The organism is Bradyrhizobium sp. Ses1 (assembly GCF_059512365.1).
This window is the reverse complement of sequence record NZ_JCAMOQ010000041.1, coordinates 55392-80932: the sequence shown is the minus strand read 5'-3', so window position 1 is coordinate 80932 and position 25541 is coordinate 55392. Positions and strand designations below refer to the sequence as shown.

22 protein-coding genes are annotated in these 25541 nt (G+C 63.6%); 7 read left to right on the top strand and 15 right to left on the bottom strand.

Features of this window, described 5'->3' with window-relative positions; all coding sequences use genetic code 11:
* The first annotated feature begins 173 nt into the window (after positions 1-173).
* Together AC5ZG5_RS33410 and gmk are read left to right on the top strand one after the other, a co-directional pair.
* Entirely contained in the window at positions 174-1061 is an 888-nt protein-coding gene (locus tag AC5ZG5_RS33410; protein ID WP_456645256.1) for a YicC/YloC family endoribonuclease, read from the top strand.
* A 5-nt stretch (positions 1062-1066) separates the two neighbouring features.
* A complete protein-coding gene (gene gmk, locus AC5ZG5_RS33405) occupies positions 1067-1732 on the top strand; it encodes a guanylate kinase (RefSeq protein ID WP_208826945.1) in 666 nt (221 codons plus the stop codon).
* A gap of 10 nt (positions 1733-1742) precedes the next feature.
* On the opposite strand, the gene AC5ZG5_RS33400 is transcribed toward gmk, so the two are convergent.
* The 8 genes from AC5ZG5_RS33400 to lptF form a co-directional block, all read right to left on the bottom strand.
* Positions 1743-2669, bottom strand: a complete 927-nt coding sequence (locus AC5ZG5_RS33400; protein ID WP_456645255.1) for a hypothetical protein — start codon at positions 2667-2669, stop codon at positions 1743-1745.
* Between the two features lie 307 nt (positions 2670-2976).
* Positions 2977-4035, bottom strand: a complete 1059-nt coding sequence (locus tag AC5ZG5_RS33395) for an alcohol dehydrogenase (RefSeq protein ID WP_456645254.1) — start codon at positions 4033-4035, stop codon at positions 2977-2979.
* A 12-nt stretch (positions 4036-4047) separates the two neighbouring features.
* On the bottom strand, positions 4048-4914 hold the full coding sequence (gene rsmA, locus AC5ZG5_RS33390) for a 16S rRNA (adenine(1518)-N(6)/adenine(1519)-N(6))-dimethyltransferase RsmA (protein ID WP_130229785.1): 867 nt from the start codon (positions 4912-4914) through the stop codon (positions 4048-4050).
* Entirely contained in the window at positions 4911-5915 is a 1005-nt protein-coding gene (pdxA, locus tag AC5ZG5_RS33385) for a 4-hydroxythreonine-4-phosphate dehydrogenase PdxA (RefSeq protein WP_456645257.1), read from the bottom strand. The genes rsmA and pdxA overlap by 4 nt, the downstream gene beginning before the upstream one ends.
* A 2-nt stretch (positions 5916-5917) precedes the next feature.
* A complete protein-coding gene (locus tag AC5ZG5_RS33380) occupies positions 5918-6850 on the bottom strand; it encodes a SurA N-terminal domain-containing protein (protein ID WP_028165905.1) in 933 nt (310 codons plus the stop codon).
* Positions 6851-6918: 68 nt separating this feature from the next.
* Positions 6919-9312: an LPS-assembly protein LptD gene (locus tag AC5ZG5_RS33375; protein ID WP_245287413.1), complete on the bottom strand. Its 2394-nt coding sequence runs from the start codon at positions 9310-9312 to the stop codon at positions 6919-6921.
* Between the two features lie 98 nt (positions 9313-9410).
* Positions 9411-10508 (bottom strand): LPS export ABC transporter permease LptG, encoded by a 1098-nt coding sequence (lptG, locus tag AC5ZG5_RS33370; RefSeq protein ID WP_028165903.1) that lies wholly within the window; start codon positions 10506-10508, stop codon positions 9411-9413.
* Positions 10505-11671 (bottom strand): LPS export ABC transporter permease LptF, encoded by a 1167-nt coding sequence (lptF, locus tag AC5ZG5_RS33365; RefSeq protein ID WP_028165902.1) that lies wholly within the window; start codon positions 11669-11671, stop codon positions 10505-10507. Before lptF ends, lptG begins: the two co-directional genes overlap by 4 nt.
* 352 nt (positions 11672-12023) lie before the next feature.
* Between lptF and AC5ZG5_RS33360 the strand changes: the two genes are divergently transcribed.
* From AC5ZG5_RS33360 to AC5ZG5_RS33350, 3 genes are all read left to right on the top strand, one after another.
* On the top strand, positions 12024-13526 hold the full coding sequence (locus tag AC5ZG5_RS33360) for a leucyl aminopeptidase (RefSeq protein WP_456645253.1): 1503 nt from the start codon (positions 12024-12026) through the stop codon (positions 13524-13526).
* Positions 13527-13532: 6 nt separating this feature from the next.
* Positions 13533-13985, top strand: a complete 453-nt coding sequence (locus tag AC5ZG5_RS33355) for a DNA polymerase III subunit chi (RefSeq protein ID WP_130229781.1) — start codon at positions 13533-13535, stop codon at positions 13983-13985.
* Between the two features lie 223 nt (positions 13986-14208).
* On the top strand, positions 14209-14721 hold the full coding sequence (locus AC5ZG5_RS33350; protein WP_245475063.1) for a hypothetical protein: 513 nt from the start codon (positions 14209-14211) through the stop codon (positions 14719-14721).
* A gap of 879 nt (positions 14722-15600) precedes the next feature.
* Here the strand turns inward: AC5ZG5_RS33350 and AC5ZG5_RS33345 are convergent.
* The 3 genes from AC5ZG5_RS33345 to AC5ZG5_RS33335 all read right to left on the bottom strand — a co-directional run bounded on the left by AC5ZG5_RS33345 (position 15601) and on the right by AC5ZG5_RS33335 (position 18264).
* Positions 15601-17463: an ABC-F family ATP-binding cassette domain-containing protein gene (locus AC5ZG5_RS33345; RefSeq protein WP_456645252.1), complete on the bottom strand. Its 1863-nt coding sequence runs from the start codon at positions 17461-17463 to the stop codon at positions 15601-15603.
* A gap of 163 nt (positions 17464-17626) precedes the next feature.
* Entirely contained in the window at positions 17627-17827 is a 201-nt protein-coding gene (locus AC5ZG5_RS33340; RefSeq protein WP_130228044.1) for a hypothetical protein, read from the bottom strand.
* 188 nt (positions 17828-18015) lie between these two features.
* A complete protein-coding gene (locus tag AC5ZG5_RS33335) occupies positions 18016-18264 on the bottom strand; it encodes a hypothetical protein (protein WP_028165897.1) in 249 nt (82 codons plus the stop codon).
* 353 nt (positions 18265-18617) lie between these two features.
* Between AC5ZG5_RS33335 and ndk the strand changes: the two genes are divergently transcribed.
* Both ndk and AC5ZG5_RS33325 read left to right on the top strand, forming a co-directional pair.
* Positions 18618-19040, top strand: a complete 423-nt coding sequence (ndk, locus tag AC5ZG5_RS33330) for a nucleoside-diphosphate kinase (RefSeq protein ID WP_028165896.1) — start codon at positions 18618-18620, stop codon at positions 19038-19040.
* 175 nt (positions 19041-19215) lie between these two features.
* The gene (locus tag AC5ZG5_RS33325; RefSeq protein ID WP_456645251.1) at positions 19216-20055 is read left to right on the top strand and encodes a TerC family protein; all 840 of its coding nucleotides are present in this window, start codon (positions 19216-19218) and stop codon (positions 20053-20055) included.
* A gap of 223 nt (positions 20056-20278) precedes the next feature.
* Here the strand turns inward: AC5ZG5_RS33325 and ppx are convergent, their stop codons facing one another.
* From ppx to AC5ZG5_RS33305, 4 genes are all read right to left on the bottom strand, one after another.
* Positions 20279-21781: an exopolyphosphatase gene (ppx, locus tag AC5ZG5_RS33320; protein ID WP_456645250.1), complete on the bottom strand. Its 1503-nt coding sequence runs from the start codon at positions 21779-21781 to the stop codon at positions 20279-20281.
* 124 nt (positions 21782-21905) lie between these two features.
* Positions 21906-24086: an RNA degradosome polyphosphate kinase gene (locus tag AC5ZG5_RS33315; RefSeq protein ID WP_130228047.1), complete on the bottom strand. Its 2181-nt coding sequence runs from the start codon at positions 24084-24086 to the stop codon at positions 21906-21908.
* A gap of 127 nt (positions 24087-24213) precedes the next feature.
* A complete protein-coding gene (locus AC5ZG5_RS33310; protein WP_456645249.1) occupies positions 24214-24891 on the bottom strand; it encodes a P-loop NTPase family protein in 678 nt (225 codons plus the stop codon).
* 86 nt (positions 24892-24977) lie between these two features.
* Complete coding sequence (locus tag AC5ZG5_RS33305) at positions 24978-25520, bottom strand: CDP-alcohol phosphatidyltransferase family protein (protein ID WP_028165891.1); 543 nt, start codon at positions 25518-25520, stop codon at positions 24978-24980.
* Between the last annotated feature and the right edge of the window lie 21 nt (positions 25521-25541).

The window sequence follows — 25541 nt, the reverse complement described above, 5'->3', positions numbered from 1 at the left end:
CAAGGCTTCCTCCTAAAAGAAAGCCTTGAATCACGTTCCGTCTGATTTGAGAATCCCAAGAGTCCACACAGCCTAGCCCGTCGCGGCGAACGTAATTCCACTTTCGGTTAAATCGGCTTAAGGTCGCACGCGTTCCAGCGAGTCTCACATCTCTTGTCAGAAAGTTTTATGCGATGGCCCTATCGAGCATGACCGGTTTTGCCCGAAGCCATGGCGCGAGCGGCCCCTATACCTTCGAGTGGGAACTGAAGTCGGTCAATGCCAAGGGCTTTGATTTGCGGCTGCGGCTGCCGCCAGGCTGGGACGAGCTTGAGGCCGTGGTGAAGAAGCGCGCGAGCGAAGTGCTGTCGCGCGGAACCGTCTATGCCAATCTCAATGTCAAGCGCGCCAACGCCGTGTCGGGGGTGCGCATCAACGAAGACGTCCTGGCCTCGATCGTGAAGGTCGCGGGCGAACTGGCGCAGAAGATCGACGCGGTGGCGCCGAGCATTGACGGATTGCTCGGCATCAAGGGCGTGATCGAGGTGGTCGAGCCTGAAAGCGACGAGGCCGAGGACAAGGCGGCGAGAGAGGCCGCCGCGCTGGCCTTCGAGCAGGCGCTGGCCCATCTCGTCGAGATGCGCCGCCGCGAGGGTACGGCGCTCGGGCAAGTGCTGATCCAGCGGATGGACGAGATCGAACAGCTCGCCAGGAAGGCGGAAGCGGCACCGGGCCGCAAGCCGGAGGCGATCCGCGCGCGACTTGCCGAACAGGTCGCGGCGCTGCTGGAGACCTCCGACCGTTTCGATGCGGATCGGCTGAACCAGGAGGCGATCCTGATCGCGACCAAGGCCGATATCCGCGAGGAACTCGACCGCATCGCGTCCCACGTCGCGCAGGCGCGTGAGATGATCGGCAAGGGCGGAGCGATCGGACGCCGGCTGGATTTCCTGGCACAGGAATTCAATCGCGAGGTCAATACCTGCTGCTCGAAATCGAACGATATCGAGCTCACCAATACCGGGCTCGAGATGAAGAACGTGGTCGAGCAGTTCCGCGAGCAGGTTCAGAATCTGGAGTGAGGATAATGGTGGCCCAAGGAGAGGCCCACGGCTTTGACGGGGTCGAGCGGCGCGGGCTGATGTTCGTGCTGTCGTCGCCGTCAGGCGCCGGCAAGACCACGCTGTCGCGGCTGTTGATCGAGCGGATGCCCGGCCTGAAAATGTCGGTGTCGGCGACGACGCGGCCGATGCGGCCGGGCGAGGTTGAGGGCCGCGACTATTTCTTTGTCGACAAGACGAAATTCGAGAAGATGGTCGCTCAGGGCGAGTTGCTCGAATGGGCGACCGTGTTCGACAACCGCTACGGCACGCCGCGCCGGCCGGTCGAAGCCGCGCTGTCGGCCGGACAGGACGTGCTGTTCGACATCGACTGGCAGGGCACCCAGCAACTGCGCGAGAAGGCGCGCGCCGACGTGGTCAGCGTCTTCATCCTGCCGCCGTCGGCGGCTGATCTCGAGAAGCGCCTGCACACCCGTGCGCAGGATTCCGCGGAAGTGATCCGCGGGCGGATGAATCGCGCCACCCACGAACTCAGCCATTGGGCCGAGTACGACTACATCGTCATCAACCAGAACGTCGATCACGCCTTCGCCGAAGTGCAGTCGATCCTGAAGGCGGAGCGGCTGAAGCGCGAGCGCCGCACCGGCCTGACCGAGTTCGTGCGCAACCTGCAGCGTCAGCTCGAGAAGTGATCCACTCCGCTCAGGCGGTCGCGCTTTTCGCCAGACGCGCGAGCATTTCCTTGATCTCCCGCTGCGTATCTTCGAACGAAGGCTCAGGCCCGGGCTCCCGCTGCTCCGCTTCGATGCGAGGCGCTCGCGGCGATTCGACCGGACGTGGCGGGATCTCCTTGTGCTCGGCGGCCAGTTGAGGGGCGCGCTCGGCGTGATCGCGGTCCCAGGGCGCGCGCCACTCATTATCGACCTCGTAGGGTGGCGTGCCCGTGCGGTTGAGCCGGAAGATGAGGCCGCCGACCAGGCCGGCGAGCGCAAGTGTGCCTGCCATGATGAACAACAGCGTCGAGGTTGATTGCTTCTCAACGGTCGAATGCGTCGTTGCCGCGGGCGCCGGCGGCGGCGCGGATTGCGGCGCCGCCGCCGGCTCTTCCTGTGGGCTCGCGCCGCTATCGGCGGCGGCGACCTTGGTGCCACCGGATGCGGCCATGCTCGATTGGTCAAGCCAGCGTGCCGAAACCAGCGAGCCGGAGGCGGGTGCCCCGACGGAAGGCGGCGCGTTGTCGAGGGCGGAGGCGAGCTTCTGTTTGGCGTCCGCCTGGGGTGGGGTCAGCTCAGCGCGCGCATCTGCGACCGACGGGCTGATGCTGGCCGCCGGCTGGGACGGGTTGGCGGCTTCGGCCGGCGGCGGGGATTCCTGCTGTACAGGCGCGGCCTTCGCCGCCTTGCTGCTCCCTTCGCGGACATACCAGCACTTGCGCTTGGTGGAGCGCTCAAGGCGATAATACCAATGGCTTCCTGCAGGCGCAGCCCCCTGTGGAGCCGACAGGCAACTGTCGGCAGTCTTGGCGCTGTCGGCACTCTCGGTACTGTTTTCTGCTCCGGCGGTGAAGCTGGCACCCGCCAGCATCGTAGCAACAAGTGCTGAAATAAATTGGGCGGTACGCTTTGACATCTACATCCCCGATAACACCGGCTACCCCTTAACCCCTAACTCTCGGTAGGAAGTTGGGTCGCAATGCGCCGCAAATCCGGAGCGGGTGGGGCTTAATTTGGGCTTGCCGACCGCCCCAATTGCGGCAGATCGGGGCTTGGGGAAGCCACCCGGCAGCTATTGCTTGGAGGCAGTCGAGCGGCCGACGCAGCCACAGGAGTGCCGAAAACTTCCCGAGCCGGAATGGTTTGAAATACGGCCACTGCTGATCACGGTGATGCCGTTGGCTGCGCCGATCGGATCGACGCTGCCGTCCTCGCCCGGTGAACTAATTCTTCAGAACGATGCGTCCGACGACCTTGCCGGCGCGCAACTGGTCGATCCACTTCTGGACGTCGGCCATCGGTTCTTCCCGCATCGGCGTCGGCTTGATCTTGCCGGCACGCGCCAGCGCCATCAATTCCTGAGCCTCGGCCAGCGTCCCTACCATGAAGCCCTCGATGGTCATGCGCTTGTAGACCCATTGCACCATCGGCAGGCTGAAAGTGCCGCCCATCAGGCCGGAGACGACGATCTTGCCGCCGCGCGCCAGCGCGGAGACTGCGAACGCCATGGACTTCTCGTTGCCGGCGAAATCGACCACTTCGTCAAAGCCGCCTTCAGTCTCTTTCAGGATGCGCTTGACGATGTCCGGCTCGGCCGGGTCGTAGGCGACCGCTGCGCCGTTCTGTAGCGCCGTCTCGCGCGCGGCTGGGCTGAGATCGGCGACCGAGATCGGTTGCTTGAACATCGCCTGTGCGAAGGAAAGTCCCATCATGCCGACGCCGCCGAGGCCGATCAGCAGCAGGTTGCGCTGCCGTGGGCGATCCACCAATCGTTTCAGCGCGCCGTAGGCCGTGACGCCCGAGCACATCAGCGTCGCCGCCTGATTGACCGGCAGCGGATCGTAGTCGAGCAGGTACTTTGCATCGGGCACCAGGACATGGCTGGCGAAGCCGCCGTCGATGGACACGCCCAGGAAACGCTGCTTGACGCAGAGGTTCTCATCGCCGTTCAGGCAGTCGCGGCACTGGCCACAGCCGATCCACGGAAACACAGCCTTCTTCTTGCCGATCAGGTCAGTCGGAACATCGGGGCCGACTTCCGCGACGACACCTGCGATTTCGTGGCCGAGCGTGAAGGGCAGGGTCATGCCGCGCGTGGTGTCGAGCTTCTTGCCGCCGCCGAGATCGGCGTAACCATCCTGGATGTGCAGGTCGGAATGGCAGAGCCCGCAACGCTCGATGCGGACCAGGACTTCGCGTCCTTGCGGCTTCGGCGTCTCGGCGATGGTCTCGCACAACGGCGCATCAAATTTGACGAGGGACTGGCGTACCATTTGCGCCATGGCGTTCGCTCCTTAGGCAATGTTTGATGTTGTGTTTCGTATATTGGCCAATTCACGAGCCATGGCAACAAAGCCGGAGATGGGAATAGTTTCGGCGCGTCGGGTGGTATCGACATGTGCTGCGGCGGCGAGCCGAGCCGGATCGACCGAAAGTGACTTCAGGCTCTGGCGTAGCATCTTGCGGCGCTGACCGAAGGCTGCGGCCGCCACCTGTTCCAGCGCGCGTCGGTCGCAAGGCTCGGGTGCGGCGCGTGGTATCAATCGCACCAGCGACGAGGTGACCTTCGGCTGCGGCACGAAGGCCGACGGCGAAATGTCGAACAGGATCTTTGTCTCAGTGCGCCAGTTGGCGAGCACGGCAAGCCGGCCATAGGCCTCGCCGTTTTCCTGCGCGACGATCCGCTCGGCGACCTCGCGCTGGAACATCAGCACCATCATGTCGTACCAGGGCGGCCAGGGTTCGATCGACAGCCAATCGACCAGAAGCTGGGTCGCGATGTTGTAGGGCAGGTTGGCAACGATCTTTGCCTTGCCGCCATCGAGCAGGGGGCGGGGATCGAAATGCTGCGCGTCGGCATGCACGATCTCCAGCCGTCCCGGGTATCGCTTCACGATGTAGTCGAGCGCAGCCAGCGCCCGCTCGTCGCGCTCGATGGCAATCACGCGTTTTGCGCCGAGCGCGAGCAGCGCCCGGGTCAATCCGCCTGGGCCGGGACCGACCTCGATCACGGTCGAGTCCTCGAGCGGACCCGCGGCGCGCGCGATCCGCGCGGTGAGGTTGAGATCGAGCAGAAAATTCTGGCCCAGCGACTTGCGCGCCGACAAGGAGTGTTCGCGAATGATGTCGCGCAGCGGCGGCAGATCGTCGAGCGCGCTCATTCAGGCTTCGTCGCGGCCATCCTTGCGGCCAGGCGCAGCGCCGCGATCAGGCTCAACGGATTGGCGCGGCCGGTGCCGGCGATGTCGAACGCCGTGCCGTGATCCGGCGACGTCCGGACGAACGGCAGGCCCAGCGTGACATTGACCGCGTCATCGAACGCGATGGTCTTGATCGGGATCAGCGCCTGATCGTGATACATGCAGATTGCGCAGTCATAGGTGGCGCGCGCCGCCTTGTGGAACAGCGTGTCCGCCGGCAGCGGTCCGCGGACGTCGACACCTTCGCTGCGCAGGATCTCGACAGCCGGCGCCACGATCTCGATATCTTCGCTGCCGAGCGTACCGTCTTCGCCGGCGTGCGGATTGAGACCCGAAATTGCCAGGCGCGGGCGGGCAAGCCCGAAGCGCGCCTTCATGTCGGCCACCACGATGCGGGCCGTCGAGACGATCAAGTCAGTCGTGAGCAGTGCAAGCGCTTCGCGCAGCGAAAGGTGGATCGTCACGGGCACCACGGCGAGTTCGGGCGACCACAGCATCATTACGGGCTGCGGCGCGACCCCGTTCTTGGCCGCGAGTTCGGCCAGGAATTCGGTATGGCCGGGGTGACCGAAGCCGGCGCGATAGAGCACGTTCTTGGCGATCGGGTTGGTGACGACAGCGGCGGCCTTGCCGGCCATGACGTCAGCGACCGCGCGCCGGATCGAGGATAGCGCTGCATCCGCGCTGGTCGCATCCGGCGTGCCGGGCCGCGCCGTCGCCGGCTTGCCGGCCGGAACGACCGGCAAGGCTCTCGCGAACGTGCCGAGCGCCTCTTCGGGGGAAGCATCGGCGAGCTCGACCGCAAGGCCAAGACGGTGCGCGCGCTCAGCGAGGAACTCGCGGTCGCCGAGCAGGTAAAACGGCGGAAGCTTCAGTTCATCACGCCGCAACCACGCGGCAAGCGCAATGTCCGGGCCGATACCTGCGGGTTCGCCGGATGTCAGCGCAAGGGGCTTCGACATCATCAGCGATATTCGATCATGGCCGCTTTGCGGACTTCCTGCAGATAGGATTTCGATTTCGCCTCATATTTCTGGGCGTACATCTTCTCGCGGATTTCCCTCTTCTTCGGCGAGTCGATCATCGTCGTCTTGCGGCCGCACAGCACGACCATCTCCACGCCCTGCTTGGTGATCTCCGGCGGGGTCAGATGGCCGATCGGCGTCTTGTCGAGCACCTCGCGAATGCTCGGCGGGATGTCGGCCGTGGTCTTGGTCACGGTGTCGCGGATCGCCGCGTTGGGTATGGTCTTGAAATAGGAATTGGCTTCGTCGCAGCTCGTGATGCGCTCGCGCAGCCCCTCGGCTTCCTTCTTGCGCGCTTCGACCAATGCCGGCGTGGAGCCGCGCGGTACGATCAGCACGATCGGCTGCATCTTGTATTCGAAAGCTTCGATCTCGGTCTTTTCGCCGCCTTCCTGCGCGGCGGCCGCGACATCCTTCTCGCCGACCTGGAGGCTTTCCTTGTAGCGGCCACGCACGAGGCTGGTCCAAACCATGTCGGCCCTGATGCGGGACTTGAGCGTATCGGCGCGAATGCCCTGGCTCTCCAGCGACTTCGTCAGTTGCTCCGGCGAGATCCGCATCCGCGCGCTCATCGCGGAATAGGATTGCTCGATGTCGGAGGAGGAGGGGTCAACGCCGAATTTCTTGGCTTCCTTGATCTTCACCTTTTCGTCGATCAGTTCCTCGATCACTTCCTGCCGGTTTTGCTGCTTGTGGGTGGTCAGGAAGTTCAGCTTGGTGCGCTGCTCGATGTCGTAGTTGGTGATCGGCTCGCCGTTGACCATGACGGCCACGGTCTGCGCTTTCAGCGGCGAAGTGCCGCAGAGCATCAGCGCGAGCGCGATCGCGGGAGCCAGGGTCGAAAGGCGAAGGGGTAACGTCGTCATGGTCATCTCAGCGATGTGGTCATATCAGCCATATCAACCTATCCGCACCGAATTTCGGCGGTGCGGATCACGCTCTACTGAAAGCCGCCGTTCGCGCCGCCAGCCGTCGTCGTCGTGGTCGCGATCGTCCGCAGCCCGATTTGGAACATGAACGAGTGGCTGAGGACTGGCGGCGTCGAGGGGGTGGAGTAGGTGTATGACGTGACATAGTTCGCTGCCAGCACGAAGCAGTCGTCCACATAGCCAGCGCCGACGACGTACTGATTGATCTTGTTCGCTTCAAGGTCCCAACGCGCAGAGCCGGATACCACCCAGTTCGAGGCGACCTTGACCGAGGCGGTGGTCAGGATGCCTTCGCGACGGGTGAGATAGCCGAGTTCCGGTTGGGCCGCGTAGTTGCCGTAGAGCAGGCTGACCGACCAACGGTCGAAGTTCGCGCGTCCCTCGGCCTCGAAGCGGTTGATGTTCCAGGTAGCCTCGTCCATTCGCGATCGGACGCTGAACGTGTAGGTCCGGTTGGGCGAATAGCTGACGCTGCCGACATAGTCGGATGCGGCATGCTGCAGGCCCGAATCGAGGCCGGTATTGGTCGCATCGGCGACCGCGAACGAGTTCAGGCCGAACAACTGGTAGGACTGTCCGAACAGCACCTTCACGGCACCGCCCCGATCGAACTGGGTGGTCGCCTGCACGCCGACGTTGGCACGGCCGCCGCCCTCGACACGGTCATAGCCGGAGAACTTGTCGACCGAGAACAGGTTGCTGGTGTCGAACACGAGGCTCTGTGCGTCCTCGTTAGGCAGCTTGCCGGCATAGGTCTCGTTCGGGCGGATGATGACCTGCGCGATCGGCTCGAGCGTGGTGGTGCCCCACGGCTGCACATTGATGAACGGGTAGCGATATTCGAGGCCGACGGTCGGCATCAGGCGCAGCGCCTGCGTCTCGCCGACGGGAAGGAAGTTCGAAACACCGGGCTGATTCGAGACTGAAGAATCGATCGCGTCGGCGCGAACGATCGCGAACGGCGTCCATATCTGGCCGAACGGGTCGGTGTATGATCGCCGCCATTGAGCTTCGGCCGTCAGGCGCGTGTAGGTGCCGGGGAAGCCGCGCAACAAGCATTGCGACGGCATCCGGGCCAGGGGATCGGCGGATGCCGTGGTGCACAGGCCGGCGGTGTTGGCGAGCGTCGTGATCGGGTCGAAGACCGCCTGGTCCCGCGTCAGGCTGGTGAAGTTCACCTTGTAGCTGAACTCGCCGCCGAAGATCGGGCTGTTGATCACATTGTTATAGTCGATCACCGGATGGACCACCGGCACCTGGCTCTGGTTGCCGGAGTAGCTCAGGTAATAGATCGTGCGCGCATCGAAGAAGCTGCGATTGCCGACGCCGGTCAAGTAGAGCTGCGAGATCGCTTCTGTCGGCAGGCTCAGGAACGCCGCGAATGGGTCCCGGTACTGGGCAAGCCGATAGTCCTGGAAGAAGTAGTAGTCGGACAGGAGCACGCCGTCCCAGCCCCAGACCCACTTGTCGTTGATCGCGAACTGGCCGTGGGTATCGATGCCGCCTCGGAACTGGCGGTCGCCCGGCTGGCCGGCGAAGGCGCCGCGGTCGAGCTGGTCGATGCCATAGGCGCGGATCGAGTAGGAGCCGTCCAGCAGGCGCTGGCGGAATTCACCCTGGAGCAGGACGCCCTGGCGCGTCGTAAAGCGCGGGTTGAAGGTCGCGTCATAGTCTGGGGCGAGCGCGAAATAATAGGGGATCTCGACGGCGTAGCCATAGGTCGATGCCTGGCTGGGATTCGGCATCAGGAAGCCGCTCTTGCGCTTCACGGTCGGGTCGGGCGTCGAGAAATAGGGCATGTACGCCATCGGAACGCCGAAGAACTCGAGCTGGGCGTTCTCGAAATAGAGCATCTTCTCGGTCTGGTTATGGATGATGCGGGCGCCTTTGACCTGCCATAGCGGCGGCTTCTTCGGGTCGTCCTTACACGGCGCGCAGGCCGTATAGACCCCGTTCTCGAACACCGTGTAGTTGCCAGCGGACCGGTCGGCACGGGTCGCCGCCATGCGCGTCTGATCCTCGGTGTCGACGCGCAGCGAATCGACGAAACCATCCCGGTAGTCGTCGCTGAGATCCATGATGTTGGCGTAGGTGATCTTGCCCTGGGCATCCGTGAAGCGGATGTTGCCCTCGGCATGGAGGCGCTTGGTCTTCTGGTCGTAGATGACCTTGTCGGCCTCGACGCTGGTGCCGTTGTAGAACATCTGCACGTTGCCGACCGCGGAGACGCGCTGATTGTTGTAGTCGTAATCGACTTCGGTCGCCTGCACGAGCATCTGCCCGTCATTCCGGGGCGGGGCCGGAGTCGGTTTCGGCGGCCGCGGATTGTAGGTGAAGCTCTGCGCGGCGGCGGGCGTCGTCAGGTCAACGCCGATCGTCGCCGTAAGAATGAATCCAACGGTCAAGGTTAGTAGGAAGCCGGCCAAGCGAGTCCGCTGACGGCGCACGGTACTGCGCTGCCTGAACGCAGGCGACTCCAACTGGCGGGCGGCGACAACGGCCACTACCCGTCCTCCTGATATAGCAAGGCCAAGAAACCGGTGAGGCCGCCCACGCACACGGGCAACCACGCCGCAGCGATGGGATGCATCAACTCAGCCTTGCTCAAATCTTCAGTTACTTTCGAAAGCACGTAGAGCAGAAAGCCCGCACCCACGCCACTCAAAACCATCTTTTGCACGCCGCCGAACCGGAAGAAGCGCAAGCTGACCGAAGCGGCCAAAAGCACCATCGCAGCCAGCAAAAACGGCTGTGCAATGAGCTTGTGGTACTGCAGCCGGTAGCCCGCGGTTGCAAAGCCCGAGCTCTCCGACGAGCGGATGTAGTTCGGTAGTTGCCAAAACGACACAGTTTCCGGGGTGGAAAAGCTGTTGCGGACCTGGGCCGGGGTCAGCGTCGTGGCCAGGTAGAAGCTGTCCTGATCGATCGGGGGCTTGTCGAGGGAGTATCGACGTACTCCTTTGAACACCCAGCGGCCCTCGTCGAGGGAGGCTTCGCGGGCTTCGATTCGCTCCTTGAACTGCAGGCTGGTGTCGAAGCGGAATACGGTCAGCCCGGTCAGGCGCACGCCCTGCTGCTCGCTGCGGGCGGCGTTGATGATCGACTGGCCCTCGCTGTTGACCTGGTTGAGCCAGAAGCCGGAGGCGTCCTGGATGCCGCCGCCGGGCGCCGAGCCGAACAGCTCAGCTTCCATCTGCTTGGAGAGCTCGCGCAGGTTTGCCGACATCGGATTGTAAGCGGTGGTCGCCCCGATCCCCAGCACGATCGCGCTCGCCAGCGCAGGCGAGATGAACTGCCAGGCCGAAACGCCGGCGGCGCGCGCGACCACGAGCTCGAGCCGGCGCGACAGCGCGAGGTAGCAGGTCATGGCCCCGATCAGCACGCAGAACGGCATCAGCTTCTCGAGTAGCTGCGGGACGCGGAACAGCGAGGTCTCGGCGACCGTGATCGCGGAGGCCGTGACCAGCCCGGAGGTCTTGCGCACCATCTCGATGTAGTCGACCAGGACGAGCAGCACGAAGATGCCGACAAACACGCCGACGGCCGAGATCACAAAGCGGCCGGCGAAATAGCGCCCGAGCGTGTTGGTGACCATGCTCATGCGGTGGCCGGCCTTCCGAACAGGCGCGCGATCCGCGCATTGGACCTGTTGATGGCTTCGATCAATCCGGGGGGCGGCTCCACCACCACGCCGCCGATGATCATCCAGAGCCCGACGCCGATGCCGCCGAGCAGCATCAGGTACTGTGCGCCGACGGCAAGCGACGATTTCACCGCCATCACCGAGCAGGCGAATCCGGCCATGCGCAGGCCAAGCACGGCGAGAACCGAACCGCCGATCGAGAAATTGCGACTCTGGCGCGTCGTGCGCGGCGCGCCCAGGAAGGCGAATGTGAGTGCGGCAAATGCGAACGGATAGATCGGCGCCATGAAGCGGTCGTGCAATTCGGCGCGGAACTGGCCGGACAGTTGATCAAAGGTCGGATCATCAGCCGCGGGCCAGATCAATTCCCACAGATATCGCTCGCGAATCCCCAGCGTGACGTCGCGCTGGCTGGAGAATTTCGACATGTCGAACGCGTAGCGGCCGAAGGCGACGAGGGCAGGGTCGCGCTTGCCGGCTTCGAATCGCTGCAGGTTGCCGTCCTCCAGCACCAGATACGAACCATTCTCGTTCTTCAGCACCGTGCCATGGTCGGCGATGATGGTGACGCGCTCCTTGGGATCGCGGCGATCGTCGACAAAGATGCCGCCGAGCACGCCGCCCGGCAGGCGTTCACGAATCCGAATCGTCAGGTTCTGGTCGAGCTGGGCGAAGCGGCCGGGCTGCAGGATATTGGTGAGCACGTCGGCGGTGATCTCGGCGTCCCATTGCTTGATGCGCCGCATGCCGTCGGGCGCGAGATAGGCGCCGATGAAGGCGACCAGCGCGGCGACCACGCAGGTGGCGTAGAAAAAGGGACGGAACAGGCGGAATGGAGAAAAGCCCGCCGCGTTCATCACGATGATCTCGGAATCGGTCGCGAGCTTGTTCAGCGTGTGCGAGACCGCGATCATCAGCGCGATCGGCGCGATGATCAGGACGAGTGCCGGAATCACCAAGCCAGTGATACCGAGGAAGGTGATGATGGTCTGACCCTGGCTGGTCATCAGGTCGATGCCGCGCAACGCCTGGGTAATCCAGATCACGCCGGTGAGGCTGATCAGGACTACCGCAAACGACGCGAGCGTCGTGCGGAAAATATACCTGTCAATCGACCCCATCCCGTTACCGCAAGATCCCACTTGGCACGCCAAACGCACGGCTTGCCGACCAATCCCTTCGAAGGGCTCCCCTTTGGCCGTGCCGCTTATCCGTCCAGCCGTTATCCTCTCATTACCATCCCTTTGATCCGTCAACAAAATGGCTGAGCCAAGGCGCTTCTTCCATATGGTTAATTATTCCTCTTTGTGACGTTCCAGCCACGCCGCGCTTGGCAGTGCGGCGGCCGGCAGGCCATAGTGTTGATAAACCCCGGGGCTGACCGATCTGGACGGCCGCGAACCAACATTCCACTTACTACCCACGCAAGCCGGTTCCCGCCTGCGACAGCCCTGATTCTGGAGGAGTTTACCGATGTCCGACGCCGTAAAGGTCGGCTTTGTCCCGTTTTCCGCGCCCGTCCGGGGCCTGATGGTGGTGTTTTGCAATGAGGCCCTGAAGTTCGGCGCGGCGACCGACAAGGCGCTTGGGAAGGCGGCGGAGACGGTCAAGCGGGCAGCCGCGGCCAACCAGTTCAAGGGCAAGAGCGGCGCGATTCTCGATATCCTGGCGCCGGAGGGAATCAAGGTCGAACGCCTGATCGTTGTCGGAACCGGCAAGGCGTCGGCGCTCAAGGAGAAGGATTTTCTCAAATTCGGCGGCGTCGCTGCCGGCAAGCTGAACGCGGCAACAGATACCGTCACCGTGATCGCCGAGTTGGCCGAAGGCGCGATGAAGGCGGAGCAGGCTGCCGCCATCGCCTCCGGTATACGGCTCCGGGCCTATAAATTCGATCGTTACAAGACCAAGAAGAAGGACGGCGAGAACGAACAGGTGCGCGCCGATGTCTCGATCGCGGTCGACGATGTCGCCGCCGCCAGGAAGGCATTTGCGCCTGACGCCTCCATTGTCGAAGGCGTCGTCATCGCGCGTGACCTCGTGAACGAGCCGCCGAACGTGCTCTATCCCGAGGAGTTCGCACGCCGCGCCAGCCAGCTCCGCAAGATCGGCGTCGACGTCGAGGTGCTCGACGTCAAGGCGATGACCAAGCTCGGCATGGGCGCGCTGCTCGGCGTCGCGCAGGGTTCGGCGCGGCCCGGCCGCGTGGTGATCATGCGCTGGAACGGCGGCAAGAAGAGCGAGCAGCCGGTGGCATTCGTCGGCAAGGGCGTCTGCTTCGATACCGGCGGTATCTCGATCAAGCCGGCCGGAAGCATGGAGGACATGAAGGGCGACATGGGCGGCGCGGCCTGCGTGGTCGGGCTGATGCACGCGCTGGCCGCGCGCAAAGCCAAGGTCAACGCGGTCGGCGCCATCGGCCTGGTCGAGAACATGCCCGACGGCAACGCCCAGCGTCCCGGCGATATCGTCAAATCGATGTCGGGCCAGACCATCGAGATCATCAACACCGACGCCGAGGGCCGGCTCGTGCTCGCCGACGTGCTCTGGTATGTGGCCAAGAAATTCAAGCCGAAGTTCATGGTTGATCTGGCGACACTGACCGGCGCGATCATGGTCGCGCTCGGTACCGAACATGCCGGCCTGTTCTCTAATAATGACGAATTGGCCGATCGGCTCATCAAGGTCGGGCAGGAGACCGGCGAGCGGGTGTGGCGGATGCCGCTCGGCTCCGAATACGACAAGCTGATCGATTCGCAGTTCGCCGACATGAAGAACACCGGCGGCCGCCACGGCGGCTCGATCACCGCGGCGCAGTTCCTGCAACGCTTCGTCGACGGCACACCGTGGGCGCATCTCGACATCGCGGGAACCGCGATGGGCGCGCCGAAGACCGACATCAACCAGAGCTGGGGCTCGGGCTACGGCGTTCGCCTGCTGGACCGCCTGGTCGCGGACTACTACGAGGCGAAGAAATAAGCAGGGATGACCGAGGTCCTGTTCTATCATCTGCAAGGCATGTCGCTGGAGAGCGTGCTGCCGCCGCTGCTCGAGAAATCGCTCGAGCGCGGCTGGCGCGTGGTGGTGCAATCGACGTCGCTGGAGCGCGCCGAAGCGCTCGACGCGCACTTATGGACCTATAGCGACGATTCCTTCCTGCCGCATGCCACCTGGCGTGTCGCCGACGCATCGGATCAGCCGATCATCCTTTCGATCGACGACGGTAATCCGAACCGCGCCAATGTGCGCTTCCTGGTCGACAATGCGGCGATGCCCGAAGACAGCGGCAGCTATGAGCGGCTGGTGCTGGTGTTCAACGGCGACGACGCTGACGCCGTTGCGGCGGCGCGCGCGAACTGGACCGCCTGCAAGGCGAACGGATTCGAGGTGACCTACTGGCAGGCCGACGACCGCGGCCGCTGGCAGCGCCGGCAATAGAAGGTTGCGGAATTAATGATAATTTGCACTTTGTGTCCCGGAGTCGGCGGGAAGCCACGGTCATGCCGCAAAGGGATGGTCGGACAAAGATTTTAGGGCAAAGGCGCGCGCCGCGCGTAAGGCTTGGGGTATCGCTCCGCGCAAAAAAGCGCGGCGGGACAAGAGGGTAGAGACGGGAGCCCAATCGATCGTGCGAGACGGAACACTTATTCGGAAACCTCTGTTGGCCCTGCTGCTGCTTGCGCCGGTCATCTCCGGCTGTTCGGGCGGCTCGGATATTTTCTCAAGGGATGCCGAATGGTTCTCGCGGCCTGGCCGGCTGTTCATCCGCAACATTTCGATCGAGACGCCACCGCTGTCGCCGACCAAGCCGGTCACCGCCGAGGACATGGTCAGCGCCGAGGGCGGATGCCCCGGGATGGCGCCGGCGGGGCCTGCGAATGCCAATGCGCTCGCCGACGGCGCCGGCGGCGCACCACCGCCGCAGAGTACCGGGACAGTCGCGCTGGGACACACTGAGTGCGATGTGGTCCGCGGCATCGGTGCGCCCGACAATGTCGGTCTCTCCAAGAATGAACGCGGCGATCGTGTCGCCGTCGTCACGTATACGCACGGGCCGCGCGCCGGCATCTACACGTTCACCTCCGGCCGCCTGTCGTCGATCGAGCGCATTGACGTGCCCGCGCCGCCGCCGAAGGCCGGCAAGCCGAAGGCGAAGAAGCACGCTGCGACGTAAGGTCGGCGAAATAGTGGGCAAAAGCGCGTTAGCGCTGTGCCCACCGTCTGACGCTCTGCTCGTCATGGTGGGCACGCCCACCCGACAGGGTCGCTGCAGACTTCTGATTCAATTTTCAAACAGCGGAGCCTACGTCAGCTTCAAACAGCAGTAGGAATGTGCGTCCGCATTCTCGCGGCGTATCACGCCCGAGCTTTGCATCACTTTCCGCCCTCCTCGAAGACAGAGGGCGCAGGGAAAGCCGGGTGCCGGTCGCACCCATGGGTCCCGTGCAACAAAAAGCACGGGGGTAGGACCACAGGTTCAACCGAAGCATTCCGGCTTTCCCTGCGCAGTGGTTTACGGCTTATTTCGCGCTCTCCCTGGTGACCGGGCTTTCTTGCCACCATCGCTGTGTTCAACGAACAAAACTTAGCGCCAGCGTCGGGGCGCCAGGACCACACGACTTCGCCGGCCGCTGATGTTGCGTTCGTCTTTCGCAACACCCGCGTCCACCGCATCTCACCGCAACGTTCGGACGATCGCGACCCGCCCCTCATCTGGGTGAGACGCGCGGAGTTAAATCACTGATTTGCCCGACGGCGAAAGCGGAATGTTTTTCGCAAGCCGACTGGACGGGCCAAATCACGTTGATTGAATTAAAGAAAATCGCGCGAACGATACGACGTCGTCATGCCCAGGCAAAAGCGCGAAGCGCGTCTTCGCGCAGATGTCCCGGGCATCCACGTCATTCCACGCGCTCGAGAACGTGGATGGCCGGGTCAAGCCCGGCCATGACGGTGAGGAGGGAGTGTCGCGCCCCGGAATGACGGAGAGTGAGGGGTCCGTGGCATCCCTCGAGACACCGCTTCGCGGCTCCTCGAGATGAGGACGCATGGGCTAACCCGCCGCTTCATCCGAGAGCGAGCTTGCTTCCAGCCATTCTTCTTCGGCGCGCTGCAGTGCGGTTTCTGCGCCGGCGCGTGCCTGCGCGAGTTGTGCTGCCTGCTTCGGATCGCGTGTGAACAGGTCCGGCAGCGCGAGCGCCGCGTCGATCTTGGCAATGATGCCGGTGATGCGTTCGATCTCGGCTTCGGCTTGCGCGATCCGCTGCTTCGGAGGGATGCGCTTCTCGCTTTTCGGACGCTCGGGCTTGGTGCTCTCCTTGCTGCGTTCGCGCGAAGCCGGGCGTATCTCATTCGCGGACAATATCGTCCTGCGGTAGTCGTCGAGATCGCCGTCATAGCTGGTCACGGTGTGGTTGGCGACGACCCAGAGCCGGTCGGCGCAGGCCTCGATGAGGTAGCGGTCGTGCGAGACCATCAGCACGGCGCCGGGAAAATCATTGATCGCTTCGGCGAGCGCAGCGCGGCTGTCGATGTCGAGATGGTTGGTCGGCTCGTCCAGGATGATCATGTTGGGCGCGGCGAAGGTCGCAAGGCCGAGCAGCAGCCGTGCCTTCTCGCCGCCCGACAGGCTCTTCACCAGCGTATCCCCCGCCTTGCCGGAAAAGCCGATGGCACCGACGCGGGCGCGTACCTTGCTCTCCGGCGCATCCGGCATCAGCTTGCGGATGTGGTCGTAAGGCGAACCGTCGAGATTGAGCTCGTCGACCTGATGCTGCGCGAAATAGCCGACCGAGAGCTTTTCCGCGCGCGTGATCTTGCCGGAGAACGGCGCGAGCCGGCCCGCGAGCAGCTTCACCAGGGTCGACTTGCCGTTGCCGTTGGCACCTAACAGCGCAATGCGGTCGTCGGTATCGATGCGCAGCGTGACGCGGTTCAGCACCGGCTTGTTCGCATCATAGCCGACGGCGACGTCATCGACGGCGATGATCGGCGGCGACAGCGTCTTCTCGGGCACCGGAAACGAGATCTCGTGTACGTCCTGCGTCACCAGCGCGGTGACCGGCTTCATCCGCTCCAGCATCTTCATCCGCGATTGCGCCTGCCGCGCCTTCGAAGCCTTGGCCTTGAATCGGTCGACGAAGGCCTGCAGCCGCTTGCGCTCCTCAGCCTGGCGCTTGGCGTGCTTTGCATCGAGCATTTCGCGCGTGGCACGCTGCTCCTCGAACGAGGAATAGGTCCCCTTGTAGAGCGTCAGCCTGCGGTGATCGAGATGCAGGATCTGGTCCACGGAGGTGTCGAGCAGGTCGCGGTCATGGCTGATCACGATCACGGTACGCGGATAGTGGGCAAGATGATCCTCCAGCCACAGCGTGCCTTCGAGGTCGAGATAGTTGGTCGGCTCGTCCAGCAGCAACAAATCGGGCGCCGCAAACAGCGTCGCGGCAAGCGCAACCCGCATGCGCCAGCCGCCGGAAAATTCGGCGCATGACCGCGCCTGGTCGGCCGCCGAAAAGCCGAGGCCGCTGAGGATCGCGGCGGCGCGGGCAGGGGCGGAATGGGCGTCGATGTCGACGAGCCGGGTCTGGATTTCCGCGATCCGGTGCGGATCGTGCGCAGTCTCGGCTTCGCGCAGCAGCGCGTCGCGTTCGAGATCTGCCTTCAGCACGATCTCGATTAGGCTTTCGGGACCATTGGGCGCTTCCTGCGCGAGGCTGCCGATCCGCCAGCGCGGCGGAATCGTGATGCTGCCGGCTTCGAGCGGAAGATCACCGCGGATGGCATGAAACAGCGTCGACTTGCCGACACCATTGCGGCCGACAAAGCCGACCCGGGCGCCGGGAATGATCTGGACCGAGCTGTTCTCGATCAGAAGCCGCCCGGCGATGCGGACGGATATGTCGGAGATAGAAAGCATGCGGCGTTGTCACCGGAGCCGCCGCCAAACGCAACCCATCACTCCGGTAAATTATGCTCCAGCTTTTCAACTTTGCAGAGTTGCTCGCTCGGCCCCGCGGGGCCTTCCTTCGTTTGAGCATGATCTTTTCGGAAAACCGGTTTCCACTTTTCCGGATCATGCTCTAATGCAGGCCGTCTTCCTCGCGCCGGCGCAGCTCGTTCAAGAGATGCTGCAACTGAGAGGTCAGCGACGACTCCGGGCGCAAGCTTTGCTGCAGCCGTTCGCCGACCGCGTCGCAAATGGACCGGCAGGTCTTGTGATCGAGCAGCTCAAAATCAGCGTGGCTTCGGCTATTCATGATCGGTCTCTCGGCGAGTTCCATCTCGCCTTGCTTGAGCGAAAGCTCGCAAGGTCAAGTCCGACAGGCTGAATTTGTTTCCGATTGTCGTGCATCGACATCCTCGCTCGCAGGTAGCAGACCAGCGGGTTCCATGCGCAAAAAAAGCCCCGGCGTTGCGGCCGGGGCGCTCAAGCCTTGGGGGAGTTTAGGTTGGGGGAGTTCTGGTCAGGTCAGTAGCAGCGGTTGACGAGGCGCCAGCGGGGGCCCCAAGGGGTCGGCACCAGGCGGCGCGTGTAGCAGCCGCCATAGCCGGGGCCGCCGTAGTAGGCGGGGCCGCCGACAACGACGCGCGGACCCCAGCCCCAGCCACGATGCCAGCCACCGTGCCAACCGTCCCATGCCGAGGCGGAGGTCGGCGCCAGCGCAGCCGCGCCGAGCGAGGCCGCGGCAAGAGCGACAAGCGAGAATTTACGTAGCATGGTCGTCTCCTCGAGTTTCGGCGCCGTCGGAAGCGCCGGCGGTGACAATATCGCCCGTGACGCCCTCGCTTTAGCTGTGTGGACAAGCTTCGAAGGCGTCCGATCGATGCAGAGCTTAGGCCGCGCCGCCTGAACGGGAGCGCGACGGCTGCTACAGAATGGGTTCACGTTCGTGAAATTGTCGTAATCCGGGCCGGCTAAGGCTGTGCCGGCCCCGGGGGCTGACGCTGATCCTGATCGCCAAATCGTGCCCAAACTAAAGGGCGAGGGCGACACCGGGTCGCTTGCCGTCGCAGGATCACGCCGATATAAGCCCCCGCAACTCGTTAACCAGCGTTTGCAAGGACGATATTATGGCGACTGAACGCACTTTCTCGATCATCAAGCCCGACGCGACGGAGCGTAACCTGACCGGCGCGGTCAACGCACTGATCGAGAAGGCCGGGCTCCGGATCGTGGCCCAGAAGCGGATTCGCATGACCCGTGAGCAGGCCGAGACCTTCTATGCAGTCCACAAGGCGCGCCCGTTCTTCGGCGAGCTGGTCGAGTTCATGACCTCCGGCCCGGTCGTGGTCCAGGTGCTGGAAGGCGAGGGGGCGATCGCCAAATACCGCGACGTGATGGGCGCCACCGACCCGTCCAAGGCCGCCGAAGGCACGATCCGCAAGCTCCATGCGAAATCGATCGGCGAGAATTCCGTGCATGGATCCGATGCTCCGGAGACGGCCGCGATCGAGATCGCGCAGTTCTTCTCGGGCAACGAGATCGTCGGCTAATACGCTGGAGGAGTTTCGGTTCTGATGGAATTCAGAACCGAAACTCTAGATTCTTGTTTTGACGCGTTTTCTTCACGCGAACCGGTGCCCACTTCGCTCGAAAACGCTCTAATACAACGAAGTTGCGGCGGGCTGAGCGTCGCGAGGGGTGGCCGCAAGGCCGAAAGGAAGCGCTGTGGACTGGCTGTGGCAGATCGTTGATCCCGCGAATCTCGCGGCTTTCTTCACGCAGTTCAAGAGCGAGATGGCGACCTCGACGTTTTGGGTCGCCGTCGGCAAGATCATCTGGATCAATGTGCTGTTGTCGGGCGACAACGCCTTGGTGATCGCGCTGGCCTGCCGCGGGCTCGCGCCGCGCCAGCGGCTGTGGGGCATGATCTTCGGCGCGGCGGCCGCGGTGATTTTGCGCATCATCTTCACCGGCATCGTCGCGACCTTGATGGAATTCCCCTACCTCAAGCTCGTCGGCGGGTTGGCGCTGATCGTGATCGCAGCAAAGCTGCTCGTTCCCGAACATGATGACGAGGACAGCGTGGATGCGGCCGCGCATCTATGGGCGGCGGTGCAGATCGTCGTCGTCGCCGACATCGTCATGAGCCTCGACAACGTGATCGCGGTTGCCGCCGCTGCCAACGGCAGCGTGCCGCTTCTGGTGCTCGGCCTTGCGATCAGCGTGCCCCTGATCGTCGCGGGCGCGGCGTTGATCATGGCACTGCTCAGCAAACTGCCGGTGCTGGTCTGGGCCGGCGCGGCCCTGCTCGGGTGGATCGCCGGCGATGTGATCGCGACCGATCCGGCGGTCGATCCGAAGCTCGATGCGCTGTTTGCCGGTCCTGTCGGCAACACGCTCGATTCCTGGCTGGGCACGCTCGGCATCGGTCCGCATTTTGCCGGCGGCGGCCACGGCGGCGAGATCGCGCTGGCGCTGCTTGGCGTCATCGTGGTGCTGGTCGTCGGATCGATCTGGCGCCGGCGCGCAATGCATCACGCCGAGCGGGCCGCCAAGGCGGCCTGAAAGGCTCGATGCTAAGGCTCGATGAGATGAAGTCGAATTGTATCCGCTATGGGTGCTACCTCTTCACCTCTCCCAAAGGGAGAGGTCGGCGCGTAGCGCCGGGTGAGGGGATTTGCTCGATCGAGGGACCGTAACCCCTCACCCGCGCCTTCGGCGCGACCTCTCCCTTCGGGAGAGGTGAACTTGCGGCCCCAGGCTGATTCAACCAAATGACATCATGCTCTCAGCGCCGTACGATCGAACCGGTGCGTCCGACCAGACGCGCCAGTTGCTTGAAGCGGCTGCCGACGCGGTCGGCGACGAGATCGACCATCCGGTGCTCGAACACCAGCATGAGTTTGCGTCCGTCGGTGCGGAAATGGGTTGCCGGCAGCACGCCGGGCCGTGCCGCCGAGATCAGGTGCGCGACGCGAAACGCGGCGCCAAGCAGGCGCGCGCGTTCGAGCATCGTGTGCGGCACCATCTCCTGGACGATTTCCGGCGGTTCGTTCTCCAAGCTTAGGCCGGCGTAGCGGTAGAATACCGAGAGCGCGACGAAGGTGCGGCCCTGATGGGAGATGGAGCCGAAATTGCCGTTGGTGATGAGGCTGAGCGTCTCCTCGCCGCGGTGATCGGGATGCACCCGCCAGCCGATATCAGACAGCAGGCAGGCGGCATGGCGCAGCCTACGGTCCTCGTCGGTCTCGCGCAGCCTCACGACGCGCACCAGCCGATCGGTCCAGGCGATCAGTTCCTCCGCGTGGCGTGCCGATCGCGAGAGCAGGCCGTTCATGGTCTGCGCTGCGCAGATCAGGCCATCCTTGGCGCGCTCGGCCGGCGGCAGCATTTCGTAGAACAGGCCTTCGCGCACGCCGAAGGTGGAGAACACGATCGTCTTCGGCTTTGCCACCCGGATGATGTATTCAAGAACGAGCGCGGCGTAGGTGAGCAGCGGCCGCCGCGCGTCGGCTACAGCCTCGATATTGGCGAGCAAATTGGCGGCCGCCAGCCGGCGCAAGCGCTGCGCGAAATCGAGCGCGTCGGCGGCGGGAATCGAATAGCCGTGCATCACCTTGAGCGGATAGCCGCTCTGGATGATGTGAATGCGCGCCAGCGCGCGCCAGGTGCCGCCGACCGCGTAGAAATTGCGGCCGCGGCCCGCCTTGAGTTGCGGAACCTCGGACAGTTCGTTGCGGACGATGCGCTCGGCGCGTTTCAGCGATTTGTGCGAGAGGTCCTGCAGCGCGAGGCTGCCGAGCGGCAGCGTCACGCCGCTGTGGACGCGATTGCCCTTGACGTCGATCAGTTCGACCGAGCCGCCGCCGAGATCGCCGACGATGCCGTCGGGCTTGTGCACGCCGGAGACGACCCCCAGGGCGGAGAGCTTGGCTTCCCGTGGGCCTGATAGAATCTCGATCCGCGTTCCGCAGATGCGCTCGGCCTCGGCGATGAAATCGGCACCGTTCCTGGCGTCGCGACAGGCGGCCGTCGCGATCGCATAGACGCGGCCGACCCTCTGGATCCGGCACAGCGCGCGAAACCGCCGCAGCGCCGTCAGCGCCTTTGCGACCGCATCCTCGGCAAGAAGCCCGGTGCTCTGCACCTCGCGGCCGAGACCGCACAGCGCCTTCTCGTTGAACAGCGTGGTGAGGTTACGTGACAGCGACTCGTAGATCACGAGACGCACCGAGTTGGAGCCAATATCGATGACAGCGACGCTGGTAGCGCGCTTGCGCGGTCGCTTCACCGGAAAGTCCCCTTGTGGTGGCTAGAGCATTTTCGGTTCTGATTGAATCAGAACCGAAGCTCTAGATTGTTGTTTTGACGCGTTTTCTTCACGCGAACCGGTGTCCACTTCGCTCGAAAACGCTCTAGCGCTCGTTGCGGCGAGTGAGACGGCGCGGTGAAGATTCCTTGAGAGACTTTCCACGGCCCGACAGACTCGGATTCGTCATGAAGTAATTATGAAGGTTGAAAGGCTCTTCGCCTTTCGCGGCCTTCATACGCGTTGACGATCCATCGGGCAACAATCGCCAGCTCTGCTCCGTATCCTTCAGATTCGCGACCATGATCTGTTCGAGAACCTGCTGATGCACCGTGGGATTTTGCAGCGGGCAGAGCACCTCGACACGGCGGTCGAGGTTCCGCGGCATCATGTCGGCAGAGGAGATATACACAGCCGCTTTCGCGCTGGGCAGCCCATATCCCATGCCGAAGCAATAGATTCGGCCGTGTTCCAGGAAGCGGCCGATCACCGATTTGACGCGGATGTTCTCGGAAAGTCCTGATAACCCCGGCCTGAGGCAGCAGATGCCGCGCACCACGAGCTCGATCGGCACTCCCGCCTGCGATGCTTCATAGAGCGCGTCGATGATGTCGGGGTCGACGAGCGAGTTCATCTTCATCCAGATCGCGGCCGGCCGGCCATGACGCGCGTGACCGATCTCGCCCTGGATGTGCTCGATGATGCGCTTGCGTAGCGTGAGCGGCGACACCGCCATCTTTTCGATGTCGCTCGGCTCGGCATAGCCGGTGACGTAGTTGAACACGCGCGCGGCGTCGCGGCCGATGACCGGATCGCAGGTGAAGTAGGAGAGATCGGTGTAGATGCGCGCGGTCACCGGATGGTAGTTGCCGGTGCCGGTGTGGACGTAAGTGGTAAGATTGCTGCCCTCGCGGCGCACCACCATCGACAACTTGGCGTGGGTCTTGAGCTCGATGAAGCCGTAGACCACCTGCACGCCGGCGCGTTCGAGGTCGCGCGCCCAGCGGATGTTGGCTTCCTCGTCGAAGCGGGCCTTCAGCTCGATCAGCGCCGTGACCGACTTGCCGGCCTCAGCCGCTTCCGCGAGCGCGCGCACGATCGGTGAATTCTGCGAGGTGCGATAGAGCGTCTGCTTGATGGCGACGACCTCGGGATCGCGTGCGGCCTGCTGCAGGAACTGCACCACGACGTCGAAGGATTCGTAGGGGTGGTGGACGATCAGGTCCTTCTGGCGGATCGCGGCAAAGATATCGCCGCCATGGTCGCGCACCCGTTCCGGATGGCGCGGCACATAGGGGGTGAATTCGAGATCGGGCCGGTCGAGCCGGGTGAGTTGCGACAGCTCGTTCATGGCCAGCACGCCGTCGACCAGGAAAACCTCGTCGTCGGCGGCGTTGAGTGCGTGCTGCACGAACAGGCGCAGCTCCTCAGGCATCTTGGCCTCGATCTCCAGCCGGATCACCGATCCGCGCCGGCGTCGCTTCAACGCGGTCTCGAACGTGCGGACGAGGTCTTCGGCTTCTTCCTCGATTTCGATTTCGGAGTCGCGGATGACGCGGAAGGCGCCCTGGCCCATGACCGTGTAGCCCGGGAACAGACGTCCGATGAAGAGGCCGGTGGCCTGCTCCAATGTGATCAGGCGCAGCCGGCCCTCACTGGGGATGCGGATGAAGCGGTCAATCTTGCCGGGCATGCGGATCAGCGCGTTCATCGCCTTGCCGTCGGAGATCCGGGACAATTGCAGCGCCACCGTGAAGCCGAGGTTGGGAATGAACGGGAAGGGATGTGCCGGATCGATCGCGAGCGGTGTCAGCAGCGGGAAGATGCTGTGGAGGAAATGATCCTCGATCCAGGCCCGCTCCGTCTTGGTGGCGTCTCGCCCGTCGACGAGCTGGATGCCGACTTCCGAGAGCATCGTGCGCAGGTCGCTCCAGATCGCCTGCTGGTCGGAGGCGAGCTTGGAGACGGTCTGGTTGATCAGGACGAGCTGTTCGGATGGCGTCAGCCCGTCGGGGCTGCGCTCCGGGATGCCTTCACGGACCTGCGCCTTGATACCGGCGACGCGGACCATGAAGAACTCGTCGAGGTTATTGGCTGAAATCGACAGGAATCTCACCCGCTCGAGCGCGGGGTGGCCGGGATTGACGGCCTCTTCCAGCACGCGGCGATTGAAATGCAGCCAGGAAAGCTCGCGGTTGATGAAGCGCTCGGGGCTCGTCGCGATCGCCGGCAGCCCTTCAGCAACCTGTTCTTTCTCTTGTACTTCAATAGGTTGTGCCGATTCCATGAAGTTCTCGATCCATTCGAGTTCAGGCCCAGAGCCACTTAAGCAAATGCAACGCAACCCTGTGATAAGTGGATGACGTTTCGATGACATTGACGTTCCGGAAGCCCGCGCCGTCAAGTCACAGGGATCAGGCGTTGCGCCACAGTTCCGCTGCCAGCGCCCGCGTCACCGGCCGGCCGAGCCGCAGCGCCTCGGTGTCGAGCAGCTCCACCGCCCGGCGGGCGGCGGCGTAGGAACGCTCGATCCGGCTGGCGAGATAGCTCACCAGTGATTCGTCTACGGTCATCTGTCGGTCCGTGCAGTATTTGACGATCAGGCCGCGAAACAAGAGATCGTCTGGCGGCAACAATGACACGGTCGGTACCGCGCGCAGCCGTGACCGGAGGTCGCGCAATTCGATCTCGAACGCGGAGGGCGGAATGCGAGCGGTCATCAGCACGAAGGCTTCGTCCTGGCGGGCAAGATTGAGCAAGTGAAACATCGCGCGCTCGTCGAAGCCGTGCGGGTTCAGGTCTTCGACCACGAGTGCACCCGTCGCAAGGTCCGCCGGCACGGCCTCGGCCGACAGTGCGTGCGCCGCGGTCGAGCGCGCGCCGGCCCGCTCGGCCCAGATCGCGGCGAGGTGGCTTTTGCCCGATCCTTCGGGGCCGACCAGCAGCATGATGCGGTTCGGCCAGTCGGGCCAGCTCTCGATCAGAGCAAGGCCGGCCTCATTCGCCGTTCCCTCCAGGAAGTCGTCGCGGGTCAGGCTCTCCGCATGTGGCAACGCCAACGCAAGCTGACGAGGGTGAACGCTACCTGCCACGCAAAACTCTCCGGGACTTCCGTTCTCTTGACGCGTTTTCTTTACGCGAACCGGTGCCCACTTCGCGCGAAAACGCTCTTTACGCTCTAACGCGCTTCGATCGTGCTCATGTGCCGCACCCACTCCACGAGATAGAGGGAGACGGAAACCAAAGTAAAGATGGTGACAAATCCCATCAGGATCAGATCGTAAGGCCTTGGCTGGAAACCGAAACCGAGTGAGGCCAGCACCAGGGCTGCGAAGGCAACCTGAGCCCCCGTGTTAAGTTTCGAGACCATCAGCGGTTTTATCTCGACCGGCTTGTCGAACAGCCAGGACACAATCACAGCCGCTACGATCATGATGTCGCGCGAGACCACGAGGATGACGAGCCAGCGCGGCACCGCGCCCCAGATCCCGAGCGCCACATAGATCGACACCAGCAGCGCCTTGTCGGCCAGCGGATCGAGCAGCGCGCCGAGCTCGCTCGTCATGTTGAAGCGCTTGGCGAGGAAACCGTCGACGGCGTCGCTGACGCCGGCAATCACGAAGATCGCAAACGCGATTTCCATCTGGCTGGAGACGATCGCCCAGACGATGACCGGCACCAGAATGATGCGGCCCAGCGTGATGATATTGGGTATGCTCAACTCGGTCGCTTCCCGGCTACC